This is a genomic window from Pseudomonas sp. HY2-MNA-CIBAN-0224, from assembly GCF_040310285.1.
GTDB lineage: Bacteria > Pseudomonadota > Gammaproteobacteria > Pseudomonadales > Pseudomonadaceae > Aquipseudomonas > Aquipseudomonas helleri.
Map to the genome: position 1 here is coordinate 58,695 of NZ_JBEOPQ010000007.1, position 24,337 is coordinate 83,031.

The window sequence follows — 24,337 nt, forward strand, 5'->3', positions numbered from 1 at the left end:
GCCTAGCAGACAACGCGTCCGGAAGCAGGTTCGGGGTGGCTGAAAACCCGTAGATGAAGATGAAGAAACAGCCGACCCCCGGTGCTTGCGTCTGTTTAAAGGTCTGGTATCATTCCCGCCCTAAATTTACGTGCGGTATTCAACAATGGTGTTGAGTGGCGGCACGCTAGCCTGAGGAATACCCCATGAAAGCCGATATCCATCCAGCGTACGAAGTGATCGAAGTAACTTGCAGCTGCGGCAACAAGTTCGAAACTCGTTCTAACCTGTGCAAGCCACTGGGTACTGACGTATGCAACGAGTGCCACCCGTTCTACACCGGTAAGCAAAAAACTCTGGACGTTGGCGGTCGTGTTGATCGCTTCAAGACTCGTTTTGGTGCTTTCGGCGCTAAAAAAGTCGCCGAGTAAGGCACATGACCTTGGCCAGGCTTTTGAGTCTGACCGGGTTAATGAAAAAGGCGTCCCTTGTGGGCGCCTTTTTTGTGCCCGCGATTTGGTATTCCACCGTTCAGGCGCAGGTACTGTGCCCGGCGCCGCGCGCAGTCAGCTACGCGCAGGTGGAGCGCGTGGTCGATGGCGACTCGCTGCGGCTTAAAGATGGCCGCAGCGTGCGCCTGATTGGCCTCAATGCCCCGGAAACCGGTAAAAAGGGCCGCCCTGACGAGCCGTTTGCCGATGCCGCACGCAAACGCCTGCAAGCGCTGGTCACGCAGAGTGACGGGCGTGTCGGCTTGCTACCGGGGTTGCAGCCGCAAGATCGCTATGGGCGTACTCTGGCCCATGTTTTCGGCGCCAATGGCAGCAATTTCGAAGCACAGTTGCTGGCTGATGGTCTGGGGTTTCAGGTTGCCCTGGCGCCTAACGTTGAACTGCTCGATTGCCAGCAGGCCGCCGAGCAGCGTGCGCGTGCTGCCTCGCTCGGCTTGTGGCGACAATCGCCGGTGCTGGCCCCGCAGCAGATCAACCGTTCGGGCTTCGCGCTGGTGAGCGCCAACGTCACCCGGGTGCAGCGAAACCGTGGCGGCGTGTGGATTGATCTGCAGGGCGGGGCGGTGGTTCGCATTGCCCCCGAGTACTTGCACAACTTCGATCAGGCAGTGCTCACCCGCTTGCAGGGCAAGCAAATCGAGGTGCGCGGCTGGGTGCTGGACCGTGCCCAACGGGGTGGTTTGAAATCAGGGCAGGCGCGCTGGATGCTCTCACTGACCCATCCAGGAATGATAAAAACCATTTCGAATGTAAAGTTGTAGACAATTTTATATTTAAATTGTGGACATTCAGCCCTTCTAGGTCGCGGCTCTTGGCCCAAAGTCGTAGGGTAAAGCCCTTGACACTGCTGACTGGTCAGTCTTGTCGGGACTTTACGACACGCGTATGCTCGGCGGTCCGTCGTCCAACAGAAAAAAAGCGGAATGCCTATATGTCTGATTTGAAAACCGCCGCTCTCGAATATCATGCCCAGCCCCGCCCGGGGAAACTGAGCGTCGAGCTCACCAAACCTACTGCGACTGCCCGCGATCTAGCGCTGGCATACAGCCCGGGTGTAGCCGAGCCAGTACGCGAAATCGCCCGCGATCCTGAGCTGGCCTACAAGTACACCGGCAAGGGTAACCTGGTCGCTGTAATTTCTGATGGCACCGCAATTCTGGGCTTGGGCAACCTCGGCCCGTTGGCGTCCAAGCCGGTTATGGAAGGCAAAGGCGTGCTGTTCAAGCGCTTTGCCGGTGTGGATGTGTTCGACATCGAAGTCGACGCCGAAAGCCCACAAGCTTTCATCGATACCGTTAAGCGTATTTCCATCACCTTCGGCGGCATCAACCTCGAAGACATCAAGGCACCTGAGTGCTTTGAGATTGAGCGCGCTCTGATCGAGCAGTGCGACATTCCGGTTTTCCACGATGACCAGCACGGCACCGCGATCGTGACCGCGGCCGGCATGATCAACGCCCTGGAAATCGCTGGCAAAACCCTGCCAGAAGCCAAGATCGTGTGCCTGGGCGCAGGCGCAGCGGCCATCTCCTGCATGAAGTTGCTGGTGAGCATGGGCGCCAAGATCGAAAACATCTACATGATCGACCGTACCGGCGTGATCCACTCCGGCCGTGACGACCTGAACCAGTACAAAGCGGTGTTCGCTCACGCGACCGAAAAACGCACCCTGGACGACGCCCTGCAAGGCGCTGACGTGTTCGTAGGCCTGTCCGGCCCGAACCTGCTGAGCGCTGAAGGCCTGAAGTCCATGGCGGCCAACCCGATCGTGTTTGCGTGCTCCAACCCGGACCCGGAGATCTCTCCGGAACTGGCTCACGCCACCCGTAGCGACGTGATCATGGCCACTGGCCGTTCGGACTACCCGAACCAGGTCAACAACGTACTGGGCTTCCCGTTCATCTTCCGTGGTGCTCTGGACGTTCGCGCCAAGCGCATCAACGAAGAAATGAAAATCGCAGCGGCCAACGCACTGCGTGAACTGGCCAAACTGCCAGTGCCACAAGAAGTGTGCGACGCCTACGGCGGCATCAAACTGGAATTCGGTCGTGAGTACATCATCCCGAAACCAATGGATAAGCGCCTGATCACCCTGATCTCCGATGCCGTGGCTAAAGCCGCTATCGAGACCGGTGTGGCCACCCTGCCGTACCCGAAACACTACCCGCTGAAAAGCGTGGATGACGTCTTCAACGGCTAAGCCCGCGTAGCGTCAAACCAAAAGCCCCGGCTCGAAAGAGTCGGGGCTTTTTGCGTTAAGGGGGGCTGAAAGCGACTGTTTCTCTGCTAAATCATTTCTTATGTATTTCAAGAATATTCCTACATCCAACACCAGCACTATCCGTTAGCGTCAGCTCTCCTTTTTTGACACCTCCCCATGACGCCCGCTGATATGCAGACACCTGTGCCCGTTTCCCAGAGTACCCGCCTTCAATTGGTCGATGAACAGGACCAACGTCACCACGATGGCCTGGACGCCACAGGGCGCGGCGCAATCGACGGAGTATTGCGTGTCCAAAGCCTCATGCTGTCGGGCGCAGGCCAGCAATGTGCCCTGAACCGCTACCAAATGGCCTTGGTGGCCGCGCACGGCGGCGGCATCCTGGAGCCTGCTGCGTCTGAGCGTCATGTTTATCGCCCGCTGTACCAGGACGTGGTCTATTCACAGCGTTTTCAACGGGTACCGGAGTCGTGCGATCAGCTGTTTATGGCCCACACCCCTGAACTGTTGCTGATCGCCGTGCGCGATCCGGGCCCGGCGACGGCCTTTTTGGGGGAGGGCGACCTTGAGCCGGTGCCCTTTGAAGAGGGGGCAGGCCGCGTGCATCGGGGCTTTTACCACGCCGCCATGCGCCTTTATGAGCGCGTAAGTGCTTGTCTGAATAACGGCTTCGGCGGGCATAAAGTGCTGATGTGCGGGCACGGTGTGAGTGGCGCCATTGCGCTGATCCTGTGCCAGATGCTGCGCCATCGTGACGTGCAGCTTTATACCTACGGCGCGCCCCGTGCGGGCGACGCTGCCTTTGTTCGGACGGCGCAATCGCTGGCGCATTACCGCATGGTCCACCATCACGACCCGTTGCCCAGCCTGCCGGGCAGCTGGATGAACACCCGGCTGTCGACGTATCGCGGGCACGCCACGCTGGGCCTTAACCATGGGCTGCCTGAGCTGGGTGTGTTTGTGGCGGGTCTCAGCGCGTTGACCAGCGAGCTGTATCAGCATCACGGAGCCTTGTGCCACTTCATGCCGCTGGCGTCCGGGCAGGAGAGTGCGCACCTGATGTGGGCACCCACGAGCGATATCGTGACCCAGCATGCGCTGAGTCTTTTGGTGTTTGAGCGGCTGCGTGACAGGCCCGAGTGCGACGGGATGGTTGGGGTCGGCCTTGGGGAGTCGTTGGGCGTAGACAGCTATGTGGCGAGCAGTTGGGTTGCATTGCAGCGCTCACAGGTCGCCCTGGAGGCTCGTGAACCCGAAGTGACAGAAGCTCTAATAAAGGCGGTTGACCTGGCGTTTGAGCAAATCGCCCAGCAACTGCGTCGTCGTTATCAGGCCGTGGTGAGTCAGGTGGATGCGGACCGGCATGAGCAAGAACGCATGATCAACCTGTTGATGCGTGAGCTGAGCCGGCTCCACATCACCCGCCAGCGCTTGTACGACATGAGGTTCAAGGTGCCATGCGTGGATGAGGTGTATGGCGACTGTACGCAGCAGTCCTAAACAAAAGGGGGCTAGCTGCAAGCGGCATGTAACGTGCCGCTTGCAGCTAGCCCCCCCCTTGACGCTCTCTTCGTCAGAAGAGATCTATTGGCGCCCCGTCTTCTGCTGGCAGCGGGCTGCCCGGTGCCGGGGTGCTGCCCAGTTCGCTGTTGGTCGGCGGTGTGTCTTCGCTTTTAAACAGTTCAAAGTAGGCGCCCGGTGTGCCCGGTGAGGCAATACGGCCGCTGGCCGGGTCGATGCGCAGGCTGAGGATGCCTTCCGGCTCGGCCTGGGTGTGGGCAGGTTTGCCTTTGAGCGCGCCGCCCATGTAGCTCATCCAGATCGGCAGGGCCACGGTGCCACCGTACTCGCGACGGCCAAGGCTCACGGGTTGGTCGAAACCGGTCCATACGGTGGTCACGTAATCGGCGTTGTAGCCCGAGAACCACGCATCTTTGGACTCGTTGGTGGTACCGGTTTTGCCTGCCAGATCGGTACGGCCCAGCGCCAGGGCACGGCGGCCGGTGCCGCGTTTGATCACGTCCTGCAGCATGCTGGTGAGGATGTAAGTGGTGCGCCCGTCAACGATACGCTCAGCGACGGCCTGGGTTTCTGCGGTGGGCAGGCCGGGCGCGGCGTTGATGGTGTCAATGGTCAGCGCGGCGGCCTCTGCAGGCACGTCTTTGCTGGCGTTTTTCGGAACGCTTGGCGGGTTGGCCACGAACAGGGTTTCGCCGTTGCGGCTTTCAATCTTGTCGATCAGGTACGGCGTGATTTTGTAACCGCCGTTGGCAAAGGTGCTCCAGCCGGTAGCGATTTCCATCGGCGTCAGGGTAGCAGTACCCAAGGCCAGCGACAGATTGCGCGGCAGGTCCTGCTTGTTGAAGCCGAACTTGCTGATGTAGTCGATGGTGCGGTCGACACCCAGGCTTTGCAGGGTGCGGATCGAGACCAGGTTGCGCGACTTGTACAGCGCTTCACGCAGCGGGATCGGGCCGAGGAAGGTGTTGGTGTCGTTCTTCGGGCGCCAGACCTTGTCCAGGTACTCATCGACAAACACGATCGGTGCGTCGTTTACCAAGGTGGCTGCGGTGTAGCCGTTATCCAGGGCGGCGCTGTAAATGAACGGTTTGAAGCTGGAGCCTGGTTGGCGCTTGGCTTGGGTGGCACGGTTATAGTTGCTTTGCTCGAAGGCAAAACCACCCACCAGTGCACGAATGGCGCCGTTGTCCGGGTCAAGGGATACCAGCGCGCCTTGCACGTCAGGGACCTGGCTGAACTTGTAGGTGCCGTTGGCTTGCGGTTGCAGGCGAATCAAATCGCCAACTTGCGCCACATCCGAAGGCTGCTTGGGCATGGGGCCCATGCTGTTGGTGTTAATGAACTTGCGCGCCCATTTCATGCTGTCCCACGGGACGTGAGCCTCGCCGTTACGGGTCAGCACTTGCAGGCCGTCTTTGTCGACCTGGGTCACGATGGCCGGCTCAAGCCCGCTGATAGTGCGCTGCTTGGTCAGCTCCTGAGCCCAGGCCGACGGGGATTTACCGGCAAAGCGTGCTTCGGGGCCGCGATAGCCGTGGCGCTGGTCGTAGACCATCAAGCCGTCTTCAACCGACTTGTTGGCCAGCTCTTGCAGGTCGCTCGGGACGGTCGTAGTCACGCGATAACCTTCGGTGTAGGCCTCGCTGCCATAACGGCCGACCATTTCAGCGCGGGCCATTTCAGCGATGTAAGGCGCGTTCACTTCTGGCGTCGGCACGTGGTAGCTGGCGTTCACCGGTTCGGCAATCGCGGCTTCATAACTGGCCTGGTCGATTTTGCCCAGCTTGTACATGCGGCCCAGAATCCAGTCGCGGCGTTCTTTACTGCGCACCGGGTTGGCCAGCGGGTTAAAGCGCGAAGGGGCTTTTGGCAGACCGGCAATCATTGCCATCTGCGCCAGGCTCAGGTCACGGATCGACTTGCCATAGTAAACCTGCGCAGCGGACTCGATGCCGTAAGCGCGGTTACCCAGGTAAATCTTGTTCACGTACAGCTCAAGGATCTCGTCCTTGGTCAATTCGCGTTCGATTTCCAGGGCCAGCAGGATTTCGTTGGTTTTGCGTGAAAAGCTCCGCTCACTGGTGAGGAAATAGTTCTTCGCCACCTGCATCGTGATGGTGCTGCCCCCCGATTGTATGTGTCCGCTTTTTACCAACTGGCTGGCGGCACGCATCAGGCTGCTCGGGTCGACCCCGTAATGATTGGCGAAGTTGTCATCTTCTGCCGAGAGCAGTGCATTGATGAAATTGGGCGGAATGTCGGCGAACTTGATCGGAGAGCGGCGCATTTCGCCAAACTCTGCAATCAATTTCCCGTCGCTGGTGTAGACCCGCAAAGGAATCTGCAACTGGATGCTTCTCAACGACTCTACGGACGGCAAGCCAGGACTAAGATAGAGAAACGCGCCGCTGAGCACGAGCAAAAGCCCGCAGACCACGGCAACGAAAGACCACCCGAAAAACTTCAGCAGACGAATCAAGGCTTTTGGATTTCCAGATTAAGAAATGGGTTTGCACGTCAGGGTAGTGCGCATGCTGCGCCGGGTCGACGATGCGGAAAAAAACGCCCGGCATTATAAGCATTTTTCGGCTGCCAGCGTCATGGGCCGCATGTCAGAACGGGTTATGAACGGATCTCATTTTTTACCCTCCGTAAGTCACGCAATGCATTAGGGAAAATCACAGTGCCCGGATATTTTTGTAAAGCCCGCCAGCGGTATGTGGGTGTCGACATTGGCTCGCACACGATAAAAATTGTCGAATTGAGCCGTTCAAACGGCCCCTTCCAGCTGGAGGCCTATGCGGTTGAACCGCTGCCCGCCACGCTCATGGACGATCAGACCAGCGCCGAGCCGAAAAGTGTCGCCCAGGTGCTGCTCAAGGCGCTGGGTGCCGCTTCGGTGTCGGCGCGCGAGGCGGTGGTGGCGCTCCCGGACACGCACGTCATCTGTAAACACCTTGAGGTGGACGCCGGGCTCAGCGATGACGATCTGGAGTTGTACGTGCGGCTTGAGGCCGAGCAATACATTCCGTATGCCCTGGACGAAGCCGCCCTGGATTTCGACGTGCTGGGGCCTTCACCGAACAATCCGCAACAACTGCAGGTGCTGCTGGTGACGTGCCGCCAGCACACCTTGGCGTGGTACGAGGCGGTGCTGAGCCAAGCCGGACTCAAGGCGCGGGTGGTCGCGGTTCAGGCCCATGCGCTGGCGCGTGCGATTGAAGGTGCGACACTGTTGGGTGATGAGACGCAACTGCCGGCCACCGTGGCCGTCATCGACGTTGCGGGCCACACCACGCTGCTCAGTGTCGTTCACCAAGGGCAGGTGCTTTATGCCCGGGAGCTGTTGTTTGGCGCCGATACGCTTGAAGGTGACGCCTTCACGACGGGCGCGCTGGAGCAGGTTAAGCGTGGGCTTGAGCAATACGCCGAATCAGTTGCCGCGCCCGCCGTGCAATCGCTTTGGTTAGCGGGGCCAATTGGCGCCCGCAGCGGCCTGAGTGCCTGGTTTGAGGCCCGCCTCGGGCTGCCCGTGCACGTTGCCAACCCGTTTTCGCAAATGACCATTAGCCCTTTGGTTACACCTCAAGCCTTGCGTTGCGATGCCCCGATGTTGTTGACTGCCTGCGGTCTGGCCTTGAGGGGGTTTGATTAATGGCGAGCATCAACTTACTGCCGTGGCGCACCCTGTTGCGAGAAAAACGACGTAAGCGTTTTGTAGTCGTACTGATCGCACTGTCAGCGGTGGCGGTAGGCGGGTTGTTTGTGATCGACCACTTTATTGACCGGGCTGTTGAACGGCAGCTGGCGCGCAACGACTTGATCAGAAGCTCGATGGTGCAACTGGATGGTCGTGCCGAGCAGATCGACCAACTGAAAGTGCGCCGCGAACAACTGCTTGAGCGCATGCAGACCATCGAAACATTACAAGGCAACCGGTCTGACAGCGGGATCATTTTGGAGCAGTTGGCGCGCAGCTTGCCCAAGGGCGTGTTTTTTACTGACGTAAAAATGTCTGACCAGACCCTTGTGATCACCGGGGTGGCGCAGTCCAACAGCCTCGTTGCCGAGCTGATGCGCAACCTTGACGCCTCGCATTGGCTTGAAGCGCCGGTGCTGATCGACGTGCAGGCAGGTCCCAGCCCAAGCGAAGGACCGCAGCGCTTGTTCCAAATGAGCGTGCGCCAAACGCGGCATGCCCACACCGGCGCCCAGTTCTGATGGTTGCTCACTGGTTGGCGCGCCTGAGCCATTTTGATCTGCGAGACCTGAACGTTGAGCGTGTCAGCAATGGCTCGTTCAGGCTCAAGGCCGTGGTTGTGTTGGTGTTAGTGAGTGCAGTGCTGGTGATGGGCTACGCGCTGATGCTACGGGCGCCGCTTAACCAGCTTGCTCAGCAGCGTGACGCCGAAGTGATGCTGCATGGCGAATTTGTTGCCAAGGCCGCTCAGGTCGCGAGCCTGGAAGCCCAGTTGCTGTCGATGCATGAGCTTGAAGCGGCGTTCAGCGACGTCTTGAAGCAGCTGCCCGGTCAGGCCCAAGTGCCCGGCCTGCTGGACGACATGTCTCGTCTCGGCCAGACCAGCGGCTTGCAGATCGAGCACATTCAGTGGTCGCCCGAGGTGCTGCAACCGTTCTACGCCGAACTGCCGTTAAAGCTGGTGCTGATTGGCGGCTATCACGACCTGGGGCATTTCGTCAGCCAGTTGGCGGGCCTGCCGCGCATTGTCACCCTGCATGACTTCACCCTCACCCCACTCAACGAGACAAACGACGGCCAATTGCGCATGACGCTGCTGGCCAAGACCTACCGCACCTACGATCAAGGATAGATCCCATGAGTGTTGGCTTTCGGCTACTCGGTGCCTGTTGTCTGGCGGGCCTGACGGGCTGCGATCATGCGCAAAGCCTGGCGCAACTGCAGGCGTCTTTACAGGCAGTTCCGGTGGGCCCGGTCACCGTTAGGGCGGCTGTACCGCGTGTCGAGCCTCCCGCGGTGGTGGCGTATGCAGCGGCGGGGTTGCGCAGCCCTTTTCAGGCGCAACTTGACGGCGGAGCAGGGCGCTGGCAGCCCAGCCTGCTGGTGGCTGAAGATCTGGACATCGACCGCCCCCGGCATTTTCTGGAGGGGCTGGCCCTTGAGCAATTCGAGATGGTCGGCACGTTTTCCAATGAGCACGGGGCCAACGCCCTGTTGCGCGCCAATGGGCTCGTGCACCGTTTGAAAGTAGGCGATTACCTGGGGCGCAATAACGGGCAGGTTGCCTCGATCAATCGCGCACGCGTTGAAGTGTTTGAAGTGATTTCAGATGGTCAGGGCGGTTGGCTGGAAAGGTCCCTGAGCATCCCTTTAAAGCAGCAGTCTTAACGGATAAACACCATGAAAAGGATTTTCCCGGTCTGTGCACTGGCGCTATGGAGTGCGCTGAATTCACAGACAGCGCTGGCCATCGTCCAGCATCAACCCCCGTTGTCAGCTAAATCCCCTGTCGTGGCGCCGCCCCCGGTGTATGTCGGGGAAAAGGTTTCGCTGAACTTTCAGGCCATTGAAGTGCGCACGGTGTTGCAGCTATTGGCCGAATTTACCCGGTTCAATCTGGTGGTCAGTGATGCGGTGCAAGGCAGCATTACCCTCAATTTGCAGGAGGTGCCGTGGGATCAGGCGCTGGACCTGGTGCTGGCCAGCAAAGACCTCGGTAAGCGTCTCGAAGGCAACGTGCTGTTGATTGCCCCCGCAGAAGAAATCGCCGCCCGTGAGCGCCACGAGTTGGAGGCACACAACCAGCGGGCTGAGCTGGCGCCGTTGCGACGCGAATTGGTGCAGGTCAATTACGCCAAGGCCAGTGACATCGCCAAGCTGTTCCAGTCCGTTACCTACGGCCAGGACGGCATGGGCCTTCGCGGGTCTATCACCGTGGATGAGCGCACCAATAACATCATCGCGCTGCAGTCGGACGAGCAGTTGGCCGAACTGCGGCGCATCGTGGCGCAACTGGACGTGCCGGTTCGCCAAGTCATGATCGAAGCGCGCATTGTGGAAGCCGGAGTGGATTTCGAACGCCATCTGGGGGTGCGTTGGGGTGGCACCTTGAATGCGGGGGGCAATTGGAGTGTCGGCGGCACTGGCGCTGGGGCGGGTGAGGTGAGTGCACCCTTTGTCGACATGGGCGTCAGGGGCAATACTTCGGGCCTGGGCATCGCCTTTATCAGCAATAACGTCTTGCTGGACCTTGAGTTGAGCGCCATGGAAAAAACCGGCAATGGCGAAATTATCTCTCAGCCCAAAGTGGTCACGTCCGACAAAGAGACCGCCAAAATCCTTAAAGGCACCGAAATTCCTTACCAGGAGTCCAGTGCCAGCGGCGCTACCTCTGTGTCATTCAAGGAAGCCTCCCTGTCGCTGGAGGTGACCCCGCAAATCACCCCGGACAACAGCGTCATCATGGACGTGGTGGTGACCAAGGACGAGCCGGACTACATGAACATGGTCAATGACGTGCCGCCGATCAAAAAGAACGAGGTCAACGCCAAGGTGCTGGTCAAAAATGGCGAAACCATCGTAATCGGCGGAGTTTTCTCAAATACTCAAAGCAATGTGGTAGATAAAGTGCCATTTTTGGGCGATCTGCCGTATGTTGGCCGACTTTTCCGTAAAGACGTTGTTCTGGAAAAAAAATCCGAGCTGCTGGTGTTCCTTACTCCGCGTATTATGAGCAACCAGGCGATTGCTGTGAGTCATTGATTCTGTGCGAAATTTGATTCTTGTTGGGCCCATGGGGGCTGGTAAAAGCACCATCGGACGTTTGCTGGCCAAAGAGCTGCACCTGCCATTTAAAGATTCCGATAAGGAAATTGAAGTGCGCACCGGTGCCAATATCCCGTGGATCTTCGATAAAGAAGGCGAGCCAGGCTTTCGTGATCGCGAGTCGGCCATGATTGCCGAGCTGTGCGAGGCCGATGGCGTGGTGTTGGCGACGGGCGGCGGTGCCGTGATGCGCCCCGAAAACCGCAAGGCGTTGTGGGCGGGCGGGCGCGTGGTGTATTTGCATGCATCGGTTGAGCAGCAGGTGGCCCGCACCGCGCGTGATCGCAATCGGCCCTTGCTGCGCACCGCCAACCCCGAGAAAACCCTGCGCGATTTGCTGGCCATGCGTGATCCGCTTTATCGAGAAATCGCCGACCTGGTGGTAGAAACCGATGAGCGGCCGCCACGAATGGTGGTTCTGGATATTCTCGAGCGGCTGGGGCAGCTGCCTCCCCGTTAAAGTGCGCCACGAAATGCGTTATCCTCGGCGCCGACCATGACCGCGCAGCGGCATGCCATCACTTGATAATTGCGAAACAAGGCACGGGGTTTCATGCAGACACTGAAGGTTGATCTAGGCGAGCGTAGTTACCCAATTCACATTGGCGAAGGTTTGTTGGATCAGCCCGAGTTGCTGGCCCCGCATATCGCTGGCCGTCAAGTGGCGATTGTGACCAATGAAACCGTTGCGCCACTCTACCTCGAGCGTCTGACGCGCAGCCTCGCGCAATATTCTGTGGTGCCGATCATCCTGCCGGATGGCGAGGCGCACAAAAACTGGGAAACCCTGCAGCTGATCTTTGATGGCCTGCTGACCGCCCGACATGACCGTCGCACCACCGTGGTCGCCCTGGGCGGCGGCGTAGTGGGTGACATGGCCGGTTTTGCGGCGGCGTGCTACCAGCGCGGCGTCGATTTCATTCAGGTGCCGACCACCTTGCTGTCCCAGGTCGACTCATCAGTCGGCGGCAAAACCGGTATCAACCACCCGCTGGGCAAGAACATGGTGGGCGCGTTCTACCAGCCCAACCTGGTGCTGATCGATACCCAAACCCTCAACACCTTGCCCGAGCGCGAGCTGTCGGCAGGCCTGGCAGAAGTCATCAAGTACGGGCTGATCTGCGACGAGCCGTTCCTGACCTGGCTTGAAGACAACATGGATGCCCTGCGCGGCCTTGATCAACAGGCCCTGACCGCAGCGATTTACCGTTCATGCGAGGCCAAGGCGATCGTTGTGGGCGCTGATGAACGCGAGTCGGGTGTGCGCGCTACGCTTAACTTGGGCCATACATTTGGCCACGCGATCGAAACCCACATGGGCTATGGCGTGTGGTTGCACGGCGAAGCGGTGGCAACTGGCACCGTGATGGCGCTGGAAATGTCTGCACGTCTGGGCTGGATCACTGACGCCGAGCGTGACCGCGGGATTCGCCTGTTCGAGCGCGCCGGTTTGCCGGTGGTGCCGCCTGCTGAAATGAGCCCGGCTGATTTCATGCAGCACATGGCAGTTGATAAAAAAGTGATCGACGGTCGTATGCGCCTGGTGCTGTTGCGTCGCATCGGTGAAGCGACAGTGACCGACGATTATCCACAAGAGGTTCTACAAGCCACGCTGGGTGCGGATTACCGCGCGCTGGCTCAGCTTAAAGGTTAATAAGATCCCGATGACTAGTTTGCATGCCGACGAGGCGTTCCTCGGTCACTTCCAGCTGACCCATGACCCGTTCGCCCCTCGGGTGCCGGGTTTCAAGTTTTTCCCTGCACAGCGCAAGCCCGTGCTGGGGCAATTGCACCACCTCGCCCGTTACAGCCAGTTGCTGCTGGTGGTGACCGGCCCTGAAGGCAGCGGCAAGACCTTGCTGCGCCAGGCACTGGTGGCCAGCACCAACAAGCAGTCCGTTCAGAGCGTGGTGGTGTCGGCGCGCGGTGCGGGCGATGCGGCAGGTATTTTGCGCCAGGTGGCACAAACCCTGAACGTGGCCCGGCCTGAAGTCGACGCGATCCTCAAGCAAGTGGTGCAATTGGCCCTCACCGGCCAAGAAGTCTACTTGCTGGTCGATGATGCCGAGCAGCTCGACGACTCAGCCCAGGAAGCCTTGCTGGGCCTGGCCGCCGGTACGCCGGAAGGCCGTCCGCATGTGTTCCTGTTCGGCGAGCCATCGATGATTGCCGGGCTTGAGCAGCTCAGCGGCGAGGAAGAACGCTTCCACGTCATCGAATTGCAGCCCTACACCGAAGAAGAAACCCGCGAGTATCTGGCTCAGCGCCTTGAAGGTGCAGGGCGCGGAATCGAACTCTTTAGCGCTCAGCAGATCTCAGATATACATGAGAGCTCTGGAGGCTGGCCTGGCATCATCAATCAGGTCGCCCGCGATGCAATGATCGAAGCCATGATTGCCAGCCGTTCAGCGGTCAAGCGTCCAAGTATGGGGTTCAAAATGCCGAAGAAGCACGTATTGGCCATTGGTGCCGTTGTGGTCGTGGCGGTTGCCGCAGCTGTGTTAATTCCTGGCCGGGGCAAAACGCCGACCGCGCCAAATGCTGAACAGGGGCAATTGCCGCTGGGTCAGGCCGCGCCGAAAAATGGCGCCAACCCGTCGATTGATTTCGCCGGCTCTTCCCAGCCGATGCCATTGCCGCTGGTTGGCCAATCGCAACCGGTGATGCGTGGCCCGCTAGCTGAAGCCGCCGGTGGTATTAGCGAAGGCGACGATGGCGGTGCGCCTGCGGTCGACGGCGGTGTGGCCAACCCGCCAACCGTAACCACCACCGCGCCACCGGTGGGCGTGCCTTCTGGCCCGGCTCCGGCGCCTGCACCGCGTCCAACACCAGCGCCTGCGGTGGCTGCGACCAAACCTGCACCTGCGCCAGCCGCCAAGCCTGCTCCGGCCCCGGCTCCCAAGCCTGCGGCCAAACCCGCTGAGAAGCCGGTGACCGTGGCCAAGGCTGCACCGGGCGGTAGCTGGTACGCCAGCCAACCGGCCAGCAACTACGTGGTGCAGATCGTCGGCACCAGCTCTGAAGCGTCAGCGCAAAATGTGGCCAAAGAGTTGGGTGGCGAAGCCCGTTATTTCAAGAAATCCTTGAACGGCAAGCCGCTGTATGTCGTGACTTACGGCAATTTCCCGAGCCATGCCGCCGCCACTGCGGCAATCAAGAACTTGCCAGCGAAGACGCAGGCTGGTAAACCTTGGCCTCGCACTGTCGCCAGCGTCCAACAAGAACTGGCAGCAGCTCGCTGATGAGCCGGCGACCTTACCCAGGTCGCCGTTCTAGTCCATCAAATTATTCGCCCAGCATGCGACTTAATCGAGTCGCATGCGTTGTGGTGTCTGCGCCGTGCGGCGGTCAACATCAAAAATGTTTTGACTAGCACGAGCAATCGCTTTAAACCTTCATCAATGCGACATAAATTTACGGTTAATCGCCGCTTAATTTGTGGGTCTTTGCGACGGTGTGTAAAATGGCCACCCTTTTGCTACCGCTAAGCTGGCGTACGTTCAGCGCGGAAAGCAGGTGGTTGAATTAAAAAGAAATTTGCCCCTTTTTGGGGCAGCCTGGTGAGAAAGTGTCTATGAAAGCAGGTCTGTACCACCCCGATGAATTCAAGGATAACTGTGGTTTCGGCCTGATAGCCCATATGCAGGGCGAACCCAGTCATACCCTATTGCAAACCGCCATTGAGGCCCTGACCTGCATGACCCACCGCGGTGGGATCAACGCAGACGGCAAGACCGGTGACGGTTGTGGCCTGCTGATTCAAAAGCCCGATCAGTTCTTGCGTGCAGTCGCCAAAGAACAGTTCGGCACTGATTTGCCCAAGCAATATGCGGTCGGCATGGTGTTTTTTAACCAGGACCCGATCAAGGCCGAAGCGGCCCGCGCCCACATGAACCGCGAAATCCTCGCGGCGGGCCTGCAATTGGTGGGCTGGCGCAAAGTCCCGATTGATACCAGCGTGCTGGGTCGTCTGGCGCTGGAGCGTCTGCCACAAATCGAGCAAGTGTTCATCGCAGGCGACGGCCTCAGCGATCAGGACATGGCGATCAAGCTGTTCAGCGCCCGTCGCCGTTCCTCGGTGGCCAACGCAGCGGACACCGATCACTACATCTGCAGCTTTTCTCACAAGACCATTATCTATAAAGGCCTGATGATGCCGGCGGACTTGACCGCCTTTTATCCAGACCTTAGCGACGAGCGCCTGCAAACCGCCATCTGCGTGTTCCACCAGCGCTTCTCCACCAACACCCTGCCGAAATGGCCGCTGGCTCAGCCATTCCGCTTTCTCGCCCACAACGGCGAGATCAACACCATTACTGGCAACCGCAACTGGGCGCAGGCCCGTCGCACCAAGTTTGCCAATGACCTGATCGGCGATCTCGACGAGCTCGGCCCGCTGGTTAACCGCGTGGGTTCTGACTCCTCCAGCATGGACAACATGCTTGAGTTGATGGTCACCGGCGGCATTGACCTGTTCCGTGGCGTGCGCATGTTGATTCCACCGGCATGGCAGAACGTTGAAACCATGGACCCCGACCTGCGGGCGTTCTATGAGTACAACTCCATGCACATGGAGCCGTGGGACGGCCCGGCGGGCGTGGTAATGACCGACGGTCGTTACGCGGTCTGCCTGCTCGACCGTAACGGCCTGCGCCCGGCGCGCTGGGTCACAACCACCAACGGCTACATCACCATCGCCTCCGAAATCGGCGTGTGGGACTACAAGCCTGAAGACGTGATCGCCAAAGGCCGCGTTGGCCCCGGGCAAATCCTTGCGGTCGATACCGAGACCGGCCAGGTGCTGGACACCGACTCTATCGACAACCGCTTGAAGTCGCGCCACCCCTACAAACAGTGGCTGCGCAAGAATGCCCTGCGCATTCAGGCCACCATTGAAGACAACGACCACGGTTCTGCGTTTTACGACGTCGATCAGCTCAAGCAATACATGAAGATGTATCAGGTCACGTTCGAAGAGCGCGATCAGGTGCTGCGCCCACTGGGCGAACAAGGCTACGAAGCCGTGGGCTCGATGGGTGACGACACGCCAATGGCCGTGCTGTCCCAGCGTGTGCGCACGCCGTACGATTACTTCCGCCAGCAGTTCGCGCAGGTTACCAACCCGCCGATCGACCCGCTGCGTGAAGCCATCGTCATGTCGCTGGAAATTTGCCTCGGTGCCGAGCGCAACATCTTCCAGGAATCGCCAGAGCACGCCTCGCGCGTCATCCTCAGTTCGCCTGTGATCTCGCCAGCCAAATGGCGTTCGCTGATGAACCTCGACCTGCCGGGCTTTGAGCGTCAGATCATCGACCTCAACTACGACCAGTCGATTGGCCTTGAAGCTGCCGTGCGCAACATCGCCGACCAGGCCGAAGAAGCCGCGCGCGCTGGCCATAGCCAGATCGTATTGACCGACCGTCATATCGCGCCGGGCAAGCTGCCGGTCCATGCCTCGCTGGCCGTGGGCGCTGTGCACCACCGCCTGACCGAAAAAGGCCTGCGCTGCGACAGCAACATCCTGGTCGAAACCGCGACCGCTCGCGACCCGCATCACTTTGCCGTGCTGATCGGCTTCGGCGCCTCGGCGGTGTACCCGTTCCTGGCCTACGAAGTACTGGGCGACTTGATCCGTACCGGCGAAGTGCTGGGCGACCTTTACGAAGTGTTCAAAAACTACCGTAAAGGCATCACCAAAGGCTTGCTCAAGATCCTCTCGAAGATGGGCATCTCGACCATCGCGTCCTACCGCGGTGCGCAACTGTTCGAAGCCATTGGCCTGTCCGAAGAAGTCTGCAACCTGAGCTTCCGTGGCGTACCAAGCCGCATCAAGGGCGCGCGTTTTGTCGACCTTGAAGCCGAGCAAAAACTGCTCGCCGCTGAAGCCTGGAGCCCGCGCAAAGCCATCCAGCAAGGCGGTCTGCTCAAGTACGTACACGGTGGCGAGTACCACGCCTACAACCCGGACGTGGTCGCCACCCTGCAAGCTGCTGTGCAACAGGGCGACTACAGCAAGTTCAAGGAATACACCGCCCTGGTCGACAAACGCCCGGTGTCGATGATCCGCGATCTGTTCCAGGTCAAAACCCTCGACACGCCATTGGCCATCGACGAGATCGAACCGCTGGACTCGATCCTCAAGCGCTTCGACTCGGCCGGTATCTCGCTCGGCGCCTTGTCGCCAGAAGCGCACGAAGCCCTGGCTGAAGCCATGAACCGCTTGGGCGCCCGTTCCAACTCCGGTGAAGGCGGCGAAGACCCGGCGCGTTACGGCACCATCAAAAGCTCGAAAATCAAACAAGTGGCCACCGGCCGTTTCGGCGTCACGCCGGAATACCTGGTGAACGCTGAAGTGCTGCAAATCAAGGTCGCCCAAGGCGCCAAGCCGGGTGAGGGCGGGCAACTGCCAGGCGGCAAGGTCAACGGCCTGATCGCCAAACTGCGCTATGCCGTGCCCGGCGTAACCCTGATTTCGCCACCGCCGCACCACGACATCTACTCTATTGAAGACTTGTCGCAGCTGATCTTTGACCTCAAGCAGGTCAACCCTAAAGCGCTGGTCTCGGTCAAATTGGTGGCCGAAGCGGGCGTAGGCACCATCGCCGCTGGCGTGGCCAAGGCGTATGCCGACCTGATCACCATCTCCGGCTACGACGGCGGTACCGGTGCATCGCCGCTGACCTCCATCAAATACGCGGGCGCGCCGTGGGAACTGGGCCTGGCGGAAACCCACCAGACCCTGCGCGGCAACGACCTGCGCGGCAAAGTGCGGGTGCAGACCGACGGCGGCCTGAAAACCGGCCTCGACGTAATCAAGGCGGCGATCCTGGGCGCTGAAAGCTTCGGCTTCGGCACCGCGCCAATGATCGCGCTGGGCTGCAAATACCTGCGTATTTGCCACCTCAACAACTGCGCGACCGGTGTGGCCACACAGAACGAATCGCTGCGTAAAAACCACTACATCGGCACCGTCGACATGGTGGTCAACTTCTTCACCTACGTGGCTGAAGAAACCCGCGAGTGGCTGGCCAAGCTGGGCGTGCGCAGCCTTGAAGAGCTGATCGGGCGTACCGACCTGCTGGACATCCTGCCGGGCGAAACCGCCAAGCAGCACAACCTCGACCTCACGCCGTTGCTGGGCAGCGACCACATCCCGGCTGACAAGCCGCAGTTCTGCCAGGTTGATCGCAACCCCCCGTTCGACCAAGGCCTGCTGGCCGAGCAAATGCTCGACATGGCACGCTCGGCGATCAACGACCTGAGCGGTGCCGAGTTCGACCTCGACATCTGCAACTGCGACCGTTCGATTGGTGCACGGATCTCGGGTGAAATCGCCCGTACCCACGGCAACCAGGGCATGGCCAAGGCGCCGATCACGTTCCGCTTCAAAGGCACTGCCGGTCAGAGCTTTGGCGTGTGGAACGCCGGTGGTTTGAACCTGTACCTGCAAGGCGACGCCAACGACTACGTGGGCAAAGGCATGACCGGCGGCAAGCTGGTGATCGTGCCGCCTGCGGGCAGCGTCTACAAAACCCAGGACAGCGCCATTGTCGGCAACACCTGCCTGTACGGCGCCACTGGCGGCAAGCTGTTTGCCGCAGGCACCGCAGGCGAGCGTTTCGCGGTGCGTAACTCCGGTGCCCACACCGTGGTGGAAGGCACAGGCGACCACTGCTGCGAATACATGACGGGCGGCTTTGTCTGCGTATTGGGCAAAACCGGTTACAACTTCGGCTCAGGCATGACCGGCGGTTTCGCCTACGTGCTGGATCAGGACAACACGTTTGTCGACAAGGTGAACCACGAGTTGGTGGAGATCCAGCGTATCAGCGGCGAAGCGATGGAAGCCTATCGCAACCACCTGCAACACGTGCTGGACGAATACGTTGAGGAAACCAACAGCGAGTGGGGCCGTAATCTCGCGGAAAACCTCGATGATTACCTGCGTCGTTTCTGGATGGTCAAGCCTAAGGCTGCCAGCTTGAAAACGTTGCTTTCCAGCATCCGTGCCAACCCGCAGTGATATGCGCCTGAAGAGTTTGATGAGGTTTTAACAATGGCTGAACGTCTGAGTAACGACTTCCAGTTCATCGATGTCGGGCGCAAAGATCCGAAGAAGAAACTGTTACGTCAACGCAAAAAAGAGTTCGTGGAAATCTACGAACCTTTCAAACCCCAGCAGTCGGCCGACCAGGCCCACCGCTGCCTGGGGTGCGGTAACCCGTACTGTGAATGGAAATGCCCTGTGCATAACTTCATTCCCAACTGGCTCAAACTGGTGGCCGAGGGCAACATCCTCGCCGCCGCTGAACTGTCGCACCAAACCAACACCCTGCCCGAAGTGTGCGGCCGGGTGTGCCCGCAAGACCGTCTGTGCGAGGGTGCTTGCACCCTCAACGACGGTTTTGGCGCGGTGACCATCGGTTCGGTCGAGAAGTACATCACCGACACCGCCTTCGCCATGGGCTGGCGCCCGGACATGTCCAAAGTGGTGCCGACCGGCAAGCGCGTGGCAATCATCGGCGCCGGGCCTGCGGGTCTGGGCTGCGCTGACGTGCTGGTGCGTGGCGGGGTGACCCCGGTGGTCTTCGACAAGAACCCGGAAATCGGCGGTCTGCTGACCTTCGGCATCCCGGAGTTCAAGTTGGAGAAAACCGTACTGAGCAATCGCCGCGAAGTCTTCACCGGCATGGGTATCGAGTTCCGCCTCAATACCGAAATCGGTAAAGACATCAGCATGGAAGAACTGCTGGCCGAGTACGACGCGGTCTTTATGGGCATGGGCACCTACACCTACATGAAAGGTGGTTTTGCCGGTGAAGACTTGCCGGGCGTGCACGACGCGCTGGATTTCCTGATTGCCAACGTCAACCGCAACCTGGGCTTTGAAAAATCCCCGGAAGACTTCGTCGACATGAAAGGCAAAAAGGTCGTGGTGCTGGGCGGTGGTGACACCGCCATGGACTGCAACCGGACCTCGATCCGCCAGGGCGCCAAATCGGTGACCTGTGCGTACCGTCGTGACGAAGCCAACATGCCCGGTTCGCGCAAAGAGGTTAAAAACGCCAAGGAAGAAGGCGTGAAATTCCTCTATAACCGTCAGCCGATTGCGATTGTCGGTGAAGGCAAGGTGGAAGGCGTGAAAGTGGTCGAGACCCGTCTCGGCGAGCCGGATGCCCGTGGCCGTCGCAGCCCTGAGCCGATTCCGGGTTCCGAAGAGATCATCCCGGCAGACGCCGTGATCATCGCGTTCGGCTTCCGCCCGAGCCCGGCGCCGTGGTTTGAGCAGTTCGACATCGCCACCGACAGCCAGGGCCGCGTGATTGCGCCTGAGCAGTCGCAGTTCAAGCACCAGACCAGCCACCCGAAGATCTTCGCCGGTGGCGACATGGTGCGCGGTTCTGACCTGGTGGTGACCGCGATCTTCGAAGGCCGCACCGCGGCAGAAGGGATCATGGACTACCTGGGCGTCTAACCTGCCCCCTGTAGCCGCTGCCGCAGGCTGCGATCGAGCCCGAAGGGGTCGTGCTTTTCTTTGAAGAGCGAAGGCCCTTCGGCCCTTATCGCAGCCTGCGGCAGCGGCTACAGGGCGGCGATGTAGTGCGTCACCCCCGCGTCAAATCGCCCCGATAGATAAAAGGCACGGCTCTTGCCGTGCCTTTTGCGTCTGTCTCTGAGAAAATGCCCCCACTTTTTTTCCGGATGCAGACATGACTGATCTCAAGAATGACCGTTTCCTTCGCGCTTTGCTCAAGCAACCCGTAGACGTAACGCCTGTCTGGATGATGCGTCAGGCCGGCCGCTACTTGCCGGAATACCGTGCCAGCCGCGCCAAGGCCGGTGACTTCATGAGCCTGTGCAAGAATGCTGAATTCGCCTGTGAAGTCACTATGCAGCCTCTGGACCGCTTCCCTCAGCTGGACGCGGCCATCCTGTTTTCCGACATCCTGACCATTCCTGATGCCATGGGCCAAGGCCTGTATTTTGAAACCGGCGAAGGTCCGCGCTTCAAAAAGGTCGTCAGCACCCTGGCCGATATCGAAGCCTTGCCGATCCCGGATCCGCAAAAAGACCTTGGCTACGTGATGAACGCGGTCAGCACCATCCGCCGCGAACTCAACGGCCGTGTGCCGTTGATCGGTTTCTCGGGCAGCCCGTGGACGCTGGCCACTTACATGGTCGAAGGCGGTTCATCCAAAGACTTCCGCAAAACCAAAGCCATGCTCTACGACACGCCGCAGGCCATGCACTTGCTGCTCGACAAGTTGGCGCAGTCGGTCACCTCGTACCTCAACGGGCAAATTCACGCGGGCGCGCAAGCGGTGCAGATTTTCGACACCTGGGGCGGCAACCTGTCGTCCGCGGCGTATCAAGAGTTCTCGCTGGCCTACATGCGCAAAATCGTCAGCGGACTGATCCGCGAGCACGAAGGTCGCAAAGTGCCGGTGATCCTGTTCACCAAAAATGGCGGCCTGTGGCTGGAAAGCATTGCTGATGCCGGCGCCGATGCGTTGGGCCTGGACTGGACCTGCGATCTGGGCGAAGCCCGCCGCCGCGTGGGCAACAAAGTGGCCCTGCAAGGCAACATGGACCCGACCGTGCTGTACGCGAACCCCGAGGCCATTCGCACCGAGGTTAAACGTATTCTCGCCAGTTACGGCAAAGGTTCGGGCCATGTGTTTAACCTGGGCCACGGCATAACCCCGGAAGTTAAACCTGAACACGCCGGTGCGTTTATCAGCGCTGTGCATGAGTTCTCGGGGCAATACCACGAATAAGTGCAGTTGTTGGAAGTGACCCTCGCTAAAACGCCCGGTTAATGCCGGGCGTTTTTTTATGCGTGCAAATAAAATAATTCAGACTTCCCTTATATATATTTAGGAAGAGTCCTACATATTTAAATATCAGAATAAGTAAAATTTCCCACCCTGATTTCGGGCGGCCATGAATTATTTAAAACTTTCAGGCTGTCACGTAGGAAGTTTCTTAGTTTGTTGTAGTTGCCCGTGGTAGGGCTCTCTCTGTCATATCGCGTTGTTTATATCGTTGTGCGTTTAACAGAGAGCGCAATTTTTATCATTTATATAAAAAATAGAATGAGGCTTATATGGCTATTACACTGTCAAAGTCCCGCAATTTGATGCTGTGCGCATCATCCTTAACGCTGATGGCTACCCTGTTTACGGCTCAACAGGCAGCTGCTCACGGTTACATGAACTCCCCGCCATCGCGGGCTTATGCATGTCAGCAAGGGCTGAACATTGATTGCGGCCAGGCCCAGTATGAGCCACAGTCAGTCGGCGAAGCGCCTAAGGGGTTTCCTGAGTTCGGCCCGGCCGATGGCAAAATCGCCAGTGGTGGCCATGCCAGCTTCGCGGCACTGGACGCCCAGTCTGCCAACCGCTGGCACCTGACTGAAATCAAGGACCACAACATCGAGTTCAGCTGGTTCTACACCGCTGCCCATAAAAGCACGCGCTGGCAGTACTTCATCACCAAAGGTGGCTGGAACCCCAACCTGCCGATTTCCCGCGACAGTTTTGAACTGACGCCGTTCTGCCAGGTGGAAGGGGGTGGCGGTATCCCTATCGACGGGGCTGAGGGCGGTACAGGCCAGGGCAAGGACAAACACAGCTGCTCGATCCCGTCAGACCGTAGTGGCCACCACCTTATTCTGGGTGTCTGGACGATTGATGACACCTCCGCTGCGTTCTATGACGTCGTAGATGTCAATATCACCGCGCAGAGCGCAGACCCGGATGGCTGGAAAAACGTGGGTTCTATCTCGCAAACCCAAACATTGCAGCCAGGTGATTCGGTCAAGGCACGCGCCTTTACCGGCAGCTCCGAGAGCGCGGAATATACCTTCGGCGTAACCATTGAGAAGCCAGAAGAAGGCCAGCCGGCCAACTGGTCCTACAAATTGGCAGAAACCGTGAACGCGGCGAACAAGCCTTTGGTACGTGCAGGCGTGCGCAATGAAAACGGTGACATTGAGCCGATCAAAGGCGCAAACACCCTTTACGTGAAGCCCGAGAGCGGCGTTACCCGCTACGAGATGCAGACCGTGATGGTGCCAGATCCGGGTGCCTACCTGCACCTGCATGATGTGGCGCCGGAGTACGTGCTGGACAAAGGCAAGGGCACTGTTGGCTTTACGGTAATGACCAACAAAAATGTCACGCTGGAAGCCACGGTGTTCAACGCCACCCACAAACAAGTGGGCTACACCAAGCAAACCGTCAGCGCTACCACGTCACCGGTCAGCATTGCGGTGACCAGCGCACCGGGCGAGCACTCCTTGAAACTGATTGCGACCAGCCAGGATGGTCGTGAAAACTTCCAGGACCTCAAGTCGATCAACCTGACCGGCGAAGGCGGTGCTCAGGAATATGACTTCGTGTTCCCTGAAGGCATTGCCGGTTACAAGGCGGGCACGTTAGTGCTTCAACCTAAAAACGACAAAGTCTATGAGTGCCAGCCGTTCCCGAATTCGGGCTACTGCATTCAATACAACCCGAATGCCAATGGTTTCGAACCGGGCGTTGGTGCGAGCTGGAACATGGCGTGGACTGAGAAGTAACTCCACGTGATCAAGTCTGGATAACGTTTTTAATTTAATCGTTATCCACCGACAACTGTAGGAGTGAGCTTGTCTCGCGATCTTTTAAAACAATCAAAAGATCGCGAGGCAAGCTCGCTCCTACACGGTTCGTTTTAACAGTGAGTGATTTTTTATTTATTAATGGCTTGCAGATGAAAAGGTTTTGAATAATTTTTCGGGTGCCATAACTCGCCACTTACCGCTCATCTTGAAGGTGCTGCTGTGGGGGGCGTGTTTCGGATATGGCGGGCACTTAGCCTGGCAAGAGTGGTTATACCGCCAGGCACTGGCCGCGCCGGTTATTGCCTCGGCTCGCCCGGCGCCCGCGCCTGCGCTTGAGTCTTTTCAGCCAGAGGCCATCGCCAGCGTGCTGGGCCTTGCGCCTGAAGGCGCATTGGCACACAGCGCCGAGCCGCTGGAGCTGCGCGCCAGCCTTGTGTCCAGCCATGGCGCGTCGCAGGCGTTGCTGGCGGGCAGCCAGCAAGCGCGCTTTTACCGCGTCGGTGAGCGGCTCCCGGGGGGCAGCGTGTTGCGCCGGGTCGAGGTGTCGCACGTGGTGTTGTGGCGCAACAACCGCGAAGAGCGCCTGCTGCTCAAGCCGCCCAGTCGCCATGTTTTACCCGCCAGCCAAACGCCCGCCACCCCGGCCCAGGCAACCTCCCTTTATCTGCGGCCCCTTGCCGAACAACCTTAGA

Annotated in this window: 18 protein-coding genes; 17 read left to right on the forward strand and 1 reads right to left on the reverse strand. The window is 59.2% G+C overall.

Annotation, left to right across the window (positions count from 1 at the left end):
* Positions 1-185: 185 nt before the first annotated feature.
* The 4 genes from rpmE to AAEZ03_RS06240 all read left to right on the forward strand — a co-directional run bounded on the left by rpmE (position 186) and on the right by AAEZ03_RS06240 (position 4,212).
* Positions 186-410: a 50S ribosomal protein L31 gene (rpmE, locus tag AAEZ03_RS06225; RefSeq protein ID WP_048366720.1), complete on the forward strand. Its 225-nt coding sequence runs from the start codon at positions 186-188 to the stop codon at positions 408-410.
* A gap of 5 nt (positions 411-415) precedes the next feature.
* Positions 416-1,252, forward strand: a complete 837-nt coding sequence (locus AAEZ03_RS06230; RefSeq protein WP_350576965.1) for a thermonuclease family protein — start codon at positions 416-418, stop codon at positions 1,250-1,252.
* Between the two features lie 170 nt (positions 1,253-1,422).
* Positions 1,423-2,691: a malic enzyme-like NAD(P)-binding protein gene (locus tag AAEZ03_RS06235; RefSeq protein ID WP_048366718.1), complete on the forward strand. Its 1,269-nt coding sequence runs from the start codon at positions 1,423-1,425 to the stop codon at positions 2,689-2,691.
* A 204-nt stretch (positions 2,692-2,895) separates the two neighbouring features.
* On the forward strand, positions 2,896-4,212 hold the full coding sequence (locus AAEZ03_RS06240) for a lipase family protein (RefSeq protein WP_350576968.1): 1,317 nt from the start codon (positions 2,896-2,898) through the stop codon (positions 4,210-4,212).
* 73 nt (positions 4,213-4,285) lie between these two features.
* Here the strand turns inward: AAEZ03_RS06240 and AAEZ03_RS06245 are convergent, their stop codons facing one another.
* Positions 4,286-6,709, reverse strand: coding sequence for a penicillin-binding protein 1A (locus AAEZ03_RS06245; protein ID WP_409348651.1), 2,424 nt, complete (start codon positions 6,707-6,709; stop codon positions 4,286-4,288).
* Between the two features lie 207 nt (positions 6,710-6,916).
* Here AAEZ03_RS06245 and pilM point away from each other — a divergent pair, with 207 nt between their 5' ends.
* From pilM to AAEZ03_RS06310, 13 genes are all read left to right on the forward strand, one after another.
* A complete protein-coding gene (gene pilM / locus AAEZ03_RS06250) occupies positions 6,917-7,888 on the forward strand; it encodes a type IV pilus biogenesis protein PilM (protein WP_350576970.1) in 972 nt (323 codons plus the stop codon).
* Complete coding sequence (locus AAEZ03_RS06255; RefSeq protein ID WP_048386385.1) at positions 7,888-8,454, forward strand: PilN domain-containing protein; 567 nt, start codon at positions 7,888-7,890, stop codon at positions 8,452-8,454. The genes pilM and AAEZ03_RS06255 overlap by 1 nt, the downstream gene beginning before the upstream one ends.
* Complete coding sequence (locus AAEZ03_RS06260; RefSeq protein WP_123751072.1) at positions 8,454-9,065, forward strand: type IV pilus inner membrane component PilO; 612 nt, start codon at positions 8,454-8,456, stop codon at positions 9,063-9,065. Before AAEZ03_RS06255 ends, AAEZ03_RS06260 begins: the two co-directional genes overlap by 1 nt.
* 5 nt (positions 9,066-9,070) lie before the next feature.
* Positions 9,071-9,601 carry a pilus assembly protein PilP gene (locus AAEZ03_RS06265; RefSeq protein WP_278938365.1) on the forward strand — a complete coding sequence of 177 codons (531 nt, stop codon included), beginning with the start codon at positions 9,071-9,073 and terminating at the stop codon, positions 9,599-9,601.
* 12 nt (positions 9,602-9,613) lie between these two features.
* Entirely contained in the window at positions 9,614-10,975 is a 1,362-nt protein-coding gene (locus AAEZ03_RS06270) for a type IV pilus secretin PilQ (protein WP_278938364.1), read from the forward strand.
* Positions 10,976-10,979: 4 nt separating this feature from the next.
* The gene (gene aroK / locus AAEZ03_RS06275; protein WP_048366711.1) at positions 10,980-11,498 is read left to right on the forward strand and encodes a shikimate kinase AroK; all 519 of its coding nucleotides are present in this window, start codon (positions 10,980-10,982) and stop codon (positions 11,496-11,498) included.
* 93 nt (positions 11,499-11,591) lie between these two features.
* A complete protein-coding gene (gene aroB / locus AAEZ03_RS06280) occupies positions 11,592-12,692 on the forward strand; it encodes a 3-dehydroquinate synthase (RefSeq protein ID WP_048366710.1) in 1,101 nt (366 codons plus the stop codon).
* Positions 12,693-12,702: 10 nt separating this feature from the next.
* A complete protein-coding gene (locus AAEZ03_RS06285) occupies positions 12,703-14,280 on the forward strand; it encodes an AAA family ATPase (RefSeq protein ID WP_278938363.1) in 1,578 nt (525 codons plus the stop codon).
* Positions 14,281-14,612: 332 nt separating this feature from the next.
* Positions 14,613-19,061 (forward strand): glutamate synthase large subunit, encoded by a 4,449-nt coding sequence (gene gltB / locus AAEZ03_RS06290; RefSeq protein ID WP_153334101.1) that lies wholly within the window; start codon positions 14,613-14,615, stop codon positions 19,059-19,061.
* A gap of 33 nt (positions 19,062-19,094) precedes the next feature.
* Positions 19,095-20,513, forward strand: coding sequence for a glutamate synthase small subunit GltD family protein (locus tag AAEZ03_RS06295; protein ID WP_350576974.1), 1,419 nt, complete (start codon positions 19,095-19,097; stop codon positions 20,511-20,513).
* A gap of 235 nt (positions 20,514-20,748) precedes the next feature.
* Positions 20,749-21,816, forward strand: coding sequence for a uroporphyrinogen decarboxylase (gene hemE, locus AAEZ03_RS06300; RefSeq protein WP_350576977.1), 1,068 nt, complete (start codon positions 20,749-20,751; stop codon positions 21,814-21,816).
* A 329-nt stretch (positions 21,817-22,145) separates the two neighbouring features.
* Entirely contained in the window at positions 22,146-23,621 is a 1,476-nt protein-coding gene (gene gbpA / locus AAEZ03_RS06305) for an N-acetylglucosamine-binding protein GbpA (protein WP_350576980.1), read from the forward strand.
* 184 nt (positions 23,622-23,805) lie between these two features.
* The gene (locus tag AAEZ03_RS06310; protein WP_350576983.1) at positions 23,806-24,336 is read left to right on the forward strand and encodes a type II secretion system protein N; all 531 of its coding nucleotides are present in this window, start codon (positions 23,806-23,808) and stop codon (positions 24,334-24,336) included.
* The last annotated feature ends 1 nt before the right edge of the window (position 24,337 follow it).

What these genes read in the sequence shown, in the direction of transcription:
- AAEZ03_RS06255 (WP_048386385.1), top strand. Translation starts at nt 7,888, where the DNA reads ATGGCGAGCATCAACTTACTGCCGTGGCGCACCCTGTTGCGAGAAAAA.
- AAEZ03_RS06270 (WP_278938364.1), top strand. Translation starts at nt 9,614, where the DNA reads ATGAAAAGGATTTTCCCGGTCTGTGCACTGGCGCTATGGAGTGCGCTG.
- AAEZ03_RS06295 (WP_350576974.1), top strand. Translation starts at nt 19,095, where the DNA reads ATGGCTGAACGTCTGAGTAACGACTTCCAGTTCATCGATGTCGGGCGC.
- gbpA (WP_350576980.1), top strand. Translation starts at nt 22,146, where the DNA reads ATGGCTATTACACTGTCAAAGTCCCGCAATTTGATGCTGTGCGCATCA.
- AAEZ03_RS06285 (WP_278938363.1), top strand. Translation starts at nt 12,703, where the DNA reads ATGACTAGTTTGCATGCCGACGAGGCGTTCCTCGGTCACTTCCAGCTG.
- rpmE (WP_048366720.1), top strand. Translation starts at nt 186, where the DNA reads ATGAAAGCCGATATCCATCCAGCGTACGAAGTGATCGAAGTAACTTGC.
- gltB (WP_153334101.1), top strand. Translation starts at nt 14,613, where the DNA reads ATGAAAGCAGGTCTGTACCACCCCGATGAATTCAAGGATAACTGTGGT.
- AAEZ03_RS06260 (WP_123751072.1), top strand. Translation starts at nt 8,454, where the DNA reads ATGGTTGCTCACTGGTTGGCGCGCCTGAGCCATTTTGATCTGCGAGAC.
- AAEZ03_RS06235 (WP_048366718.1), top strand. Translation starts at nt 1,423, where the DNA reads ATGTCTGATTTGAAAACCGCCGCTCTCGAATATCATGCCCAGCCCCGC.
- aroB (WP_048366710.1), top strand. Translation starts at nt 11,592, where the DNA reads ATGCAGACACTGAAGGTTGATCTAGGCGAGCGTAGTTACCCAATTCAC.
- AAEZ03_RS06265 (WP_278938365.1), top strand. Translation starts at nt 9,071, where the DNA reads ATGAGTGTTGGCTTTCGGCTACTCGGTGCCTGTTGTCTGGCGGGCCTG.
- hemE (WP_350576977.1), top strand. Translation starts at nt 20,749, where the DNA reads ATGACTGATCTCAAGAATGACCGTTTCCTTCGCGCTTTGCTCAAGCAA.
- AAEZ03_RS06230 (WP_350576965.1), top strand. Translation starts at nt 416, where the DNA reads ATGACCTTGGCCAGGCTTTTGAGTCTGACCGGGTTAATGAAAAAGGCG.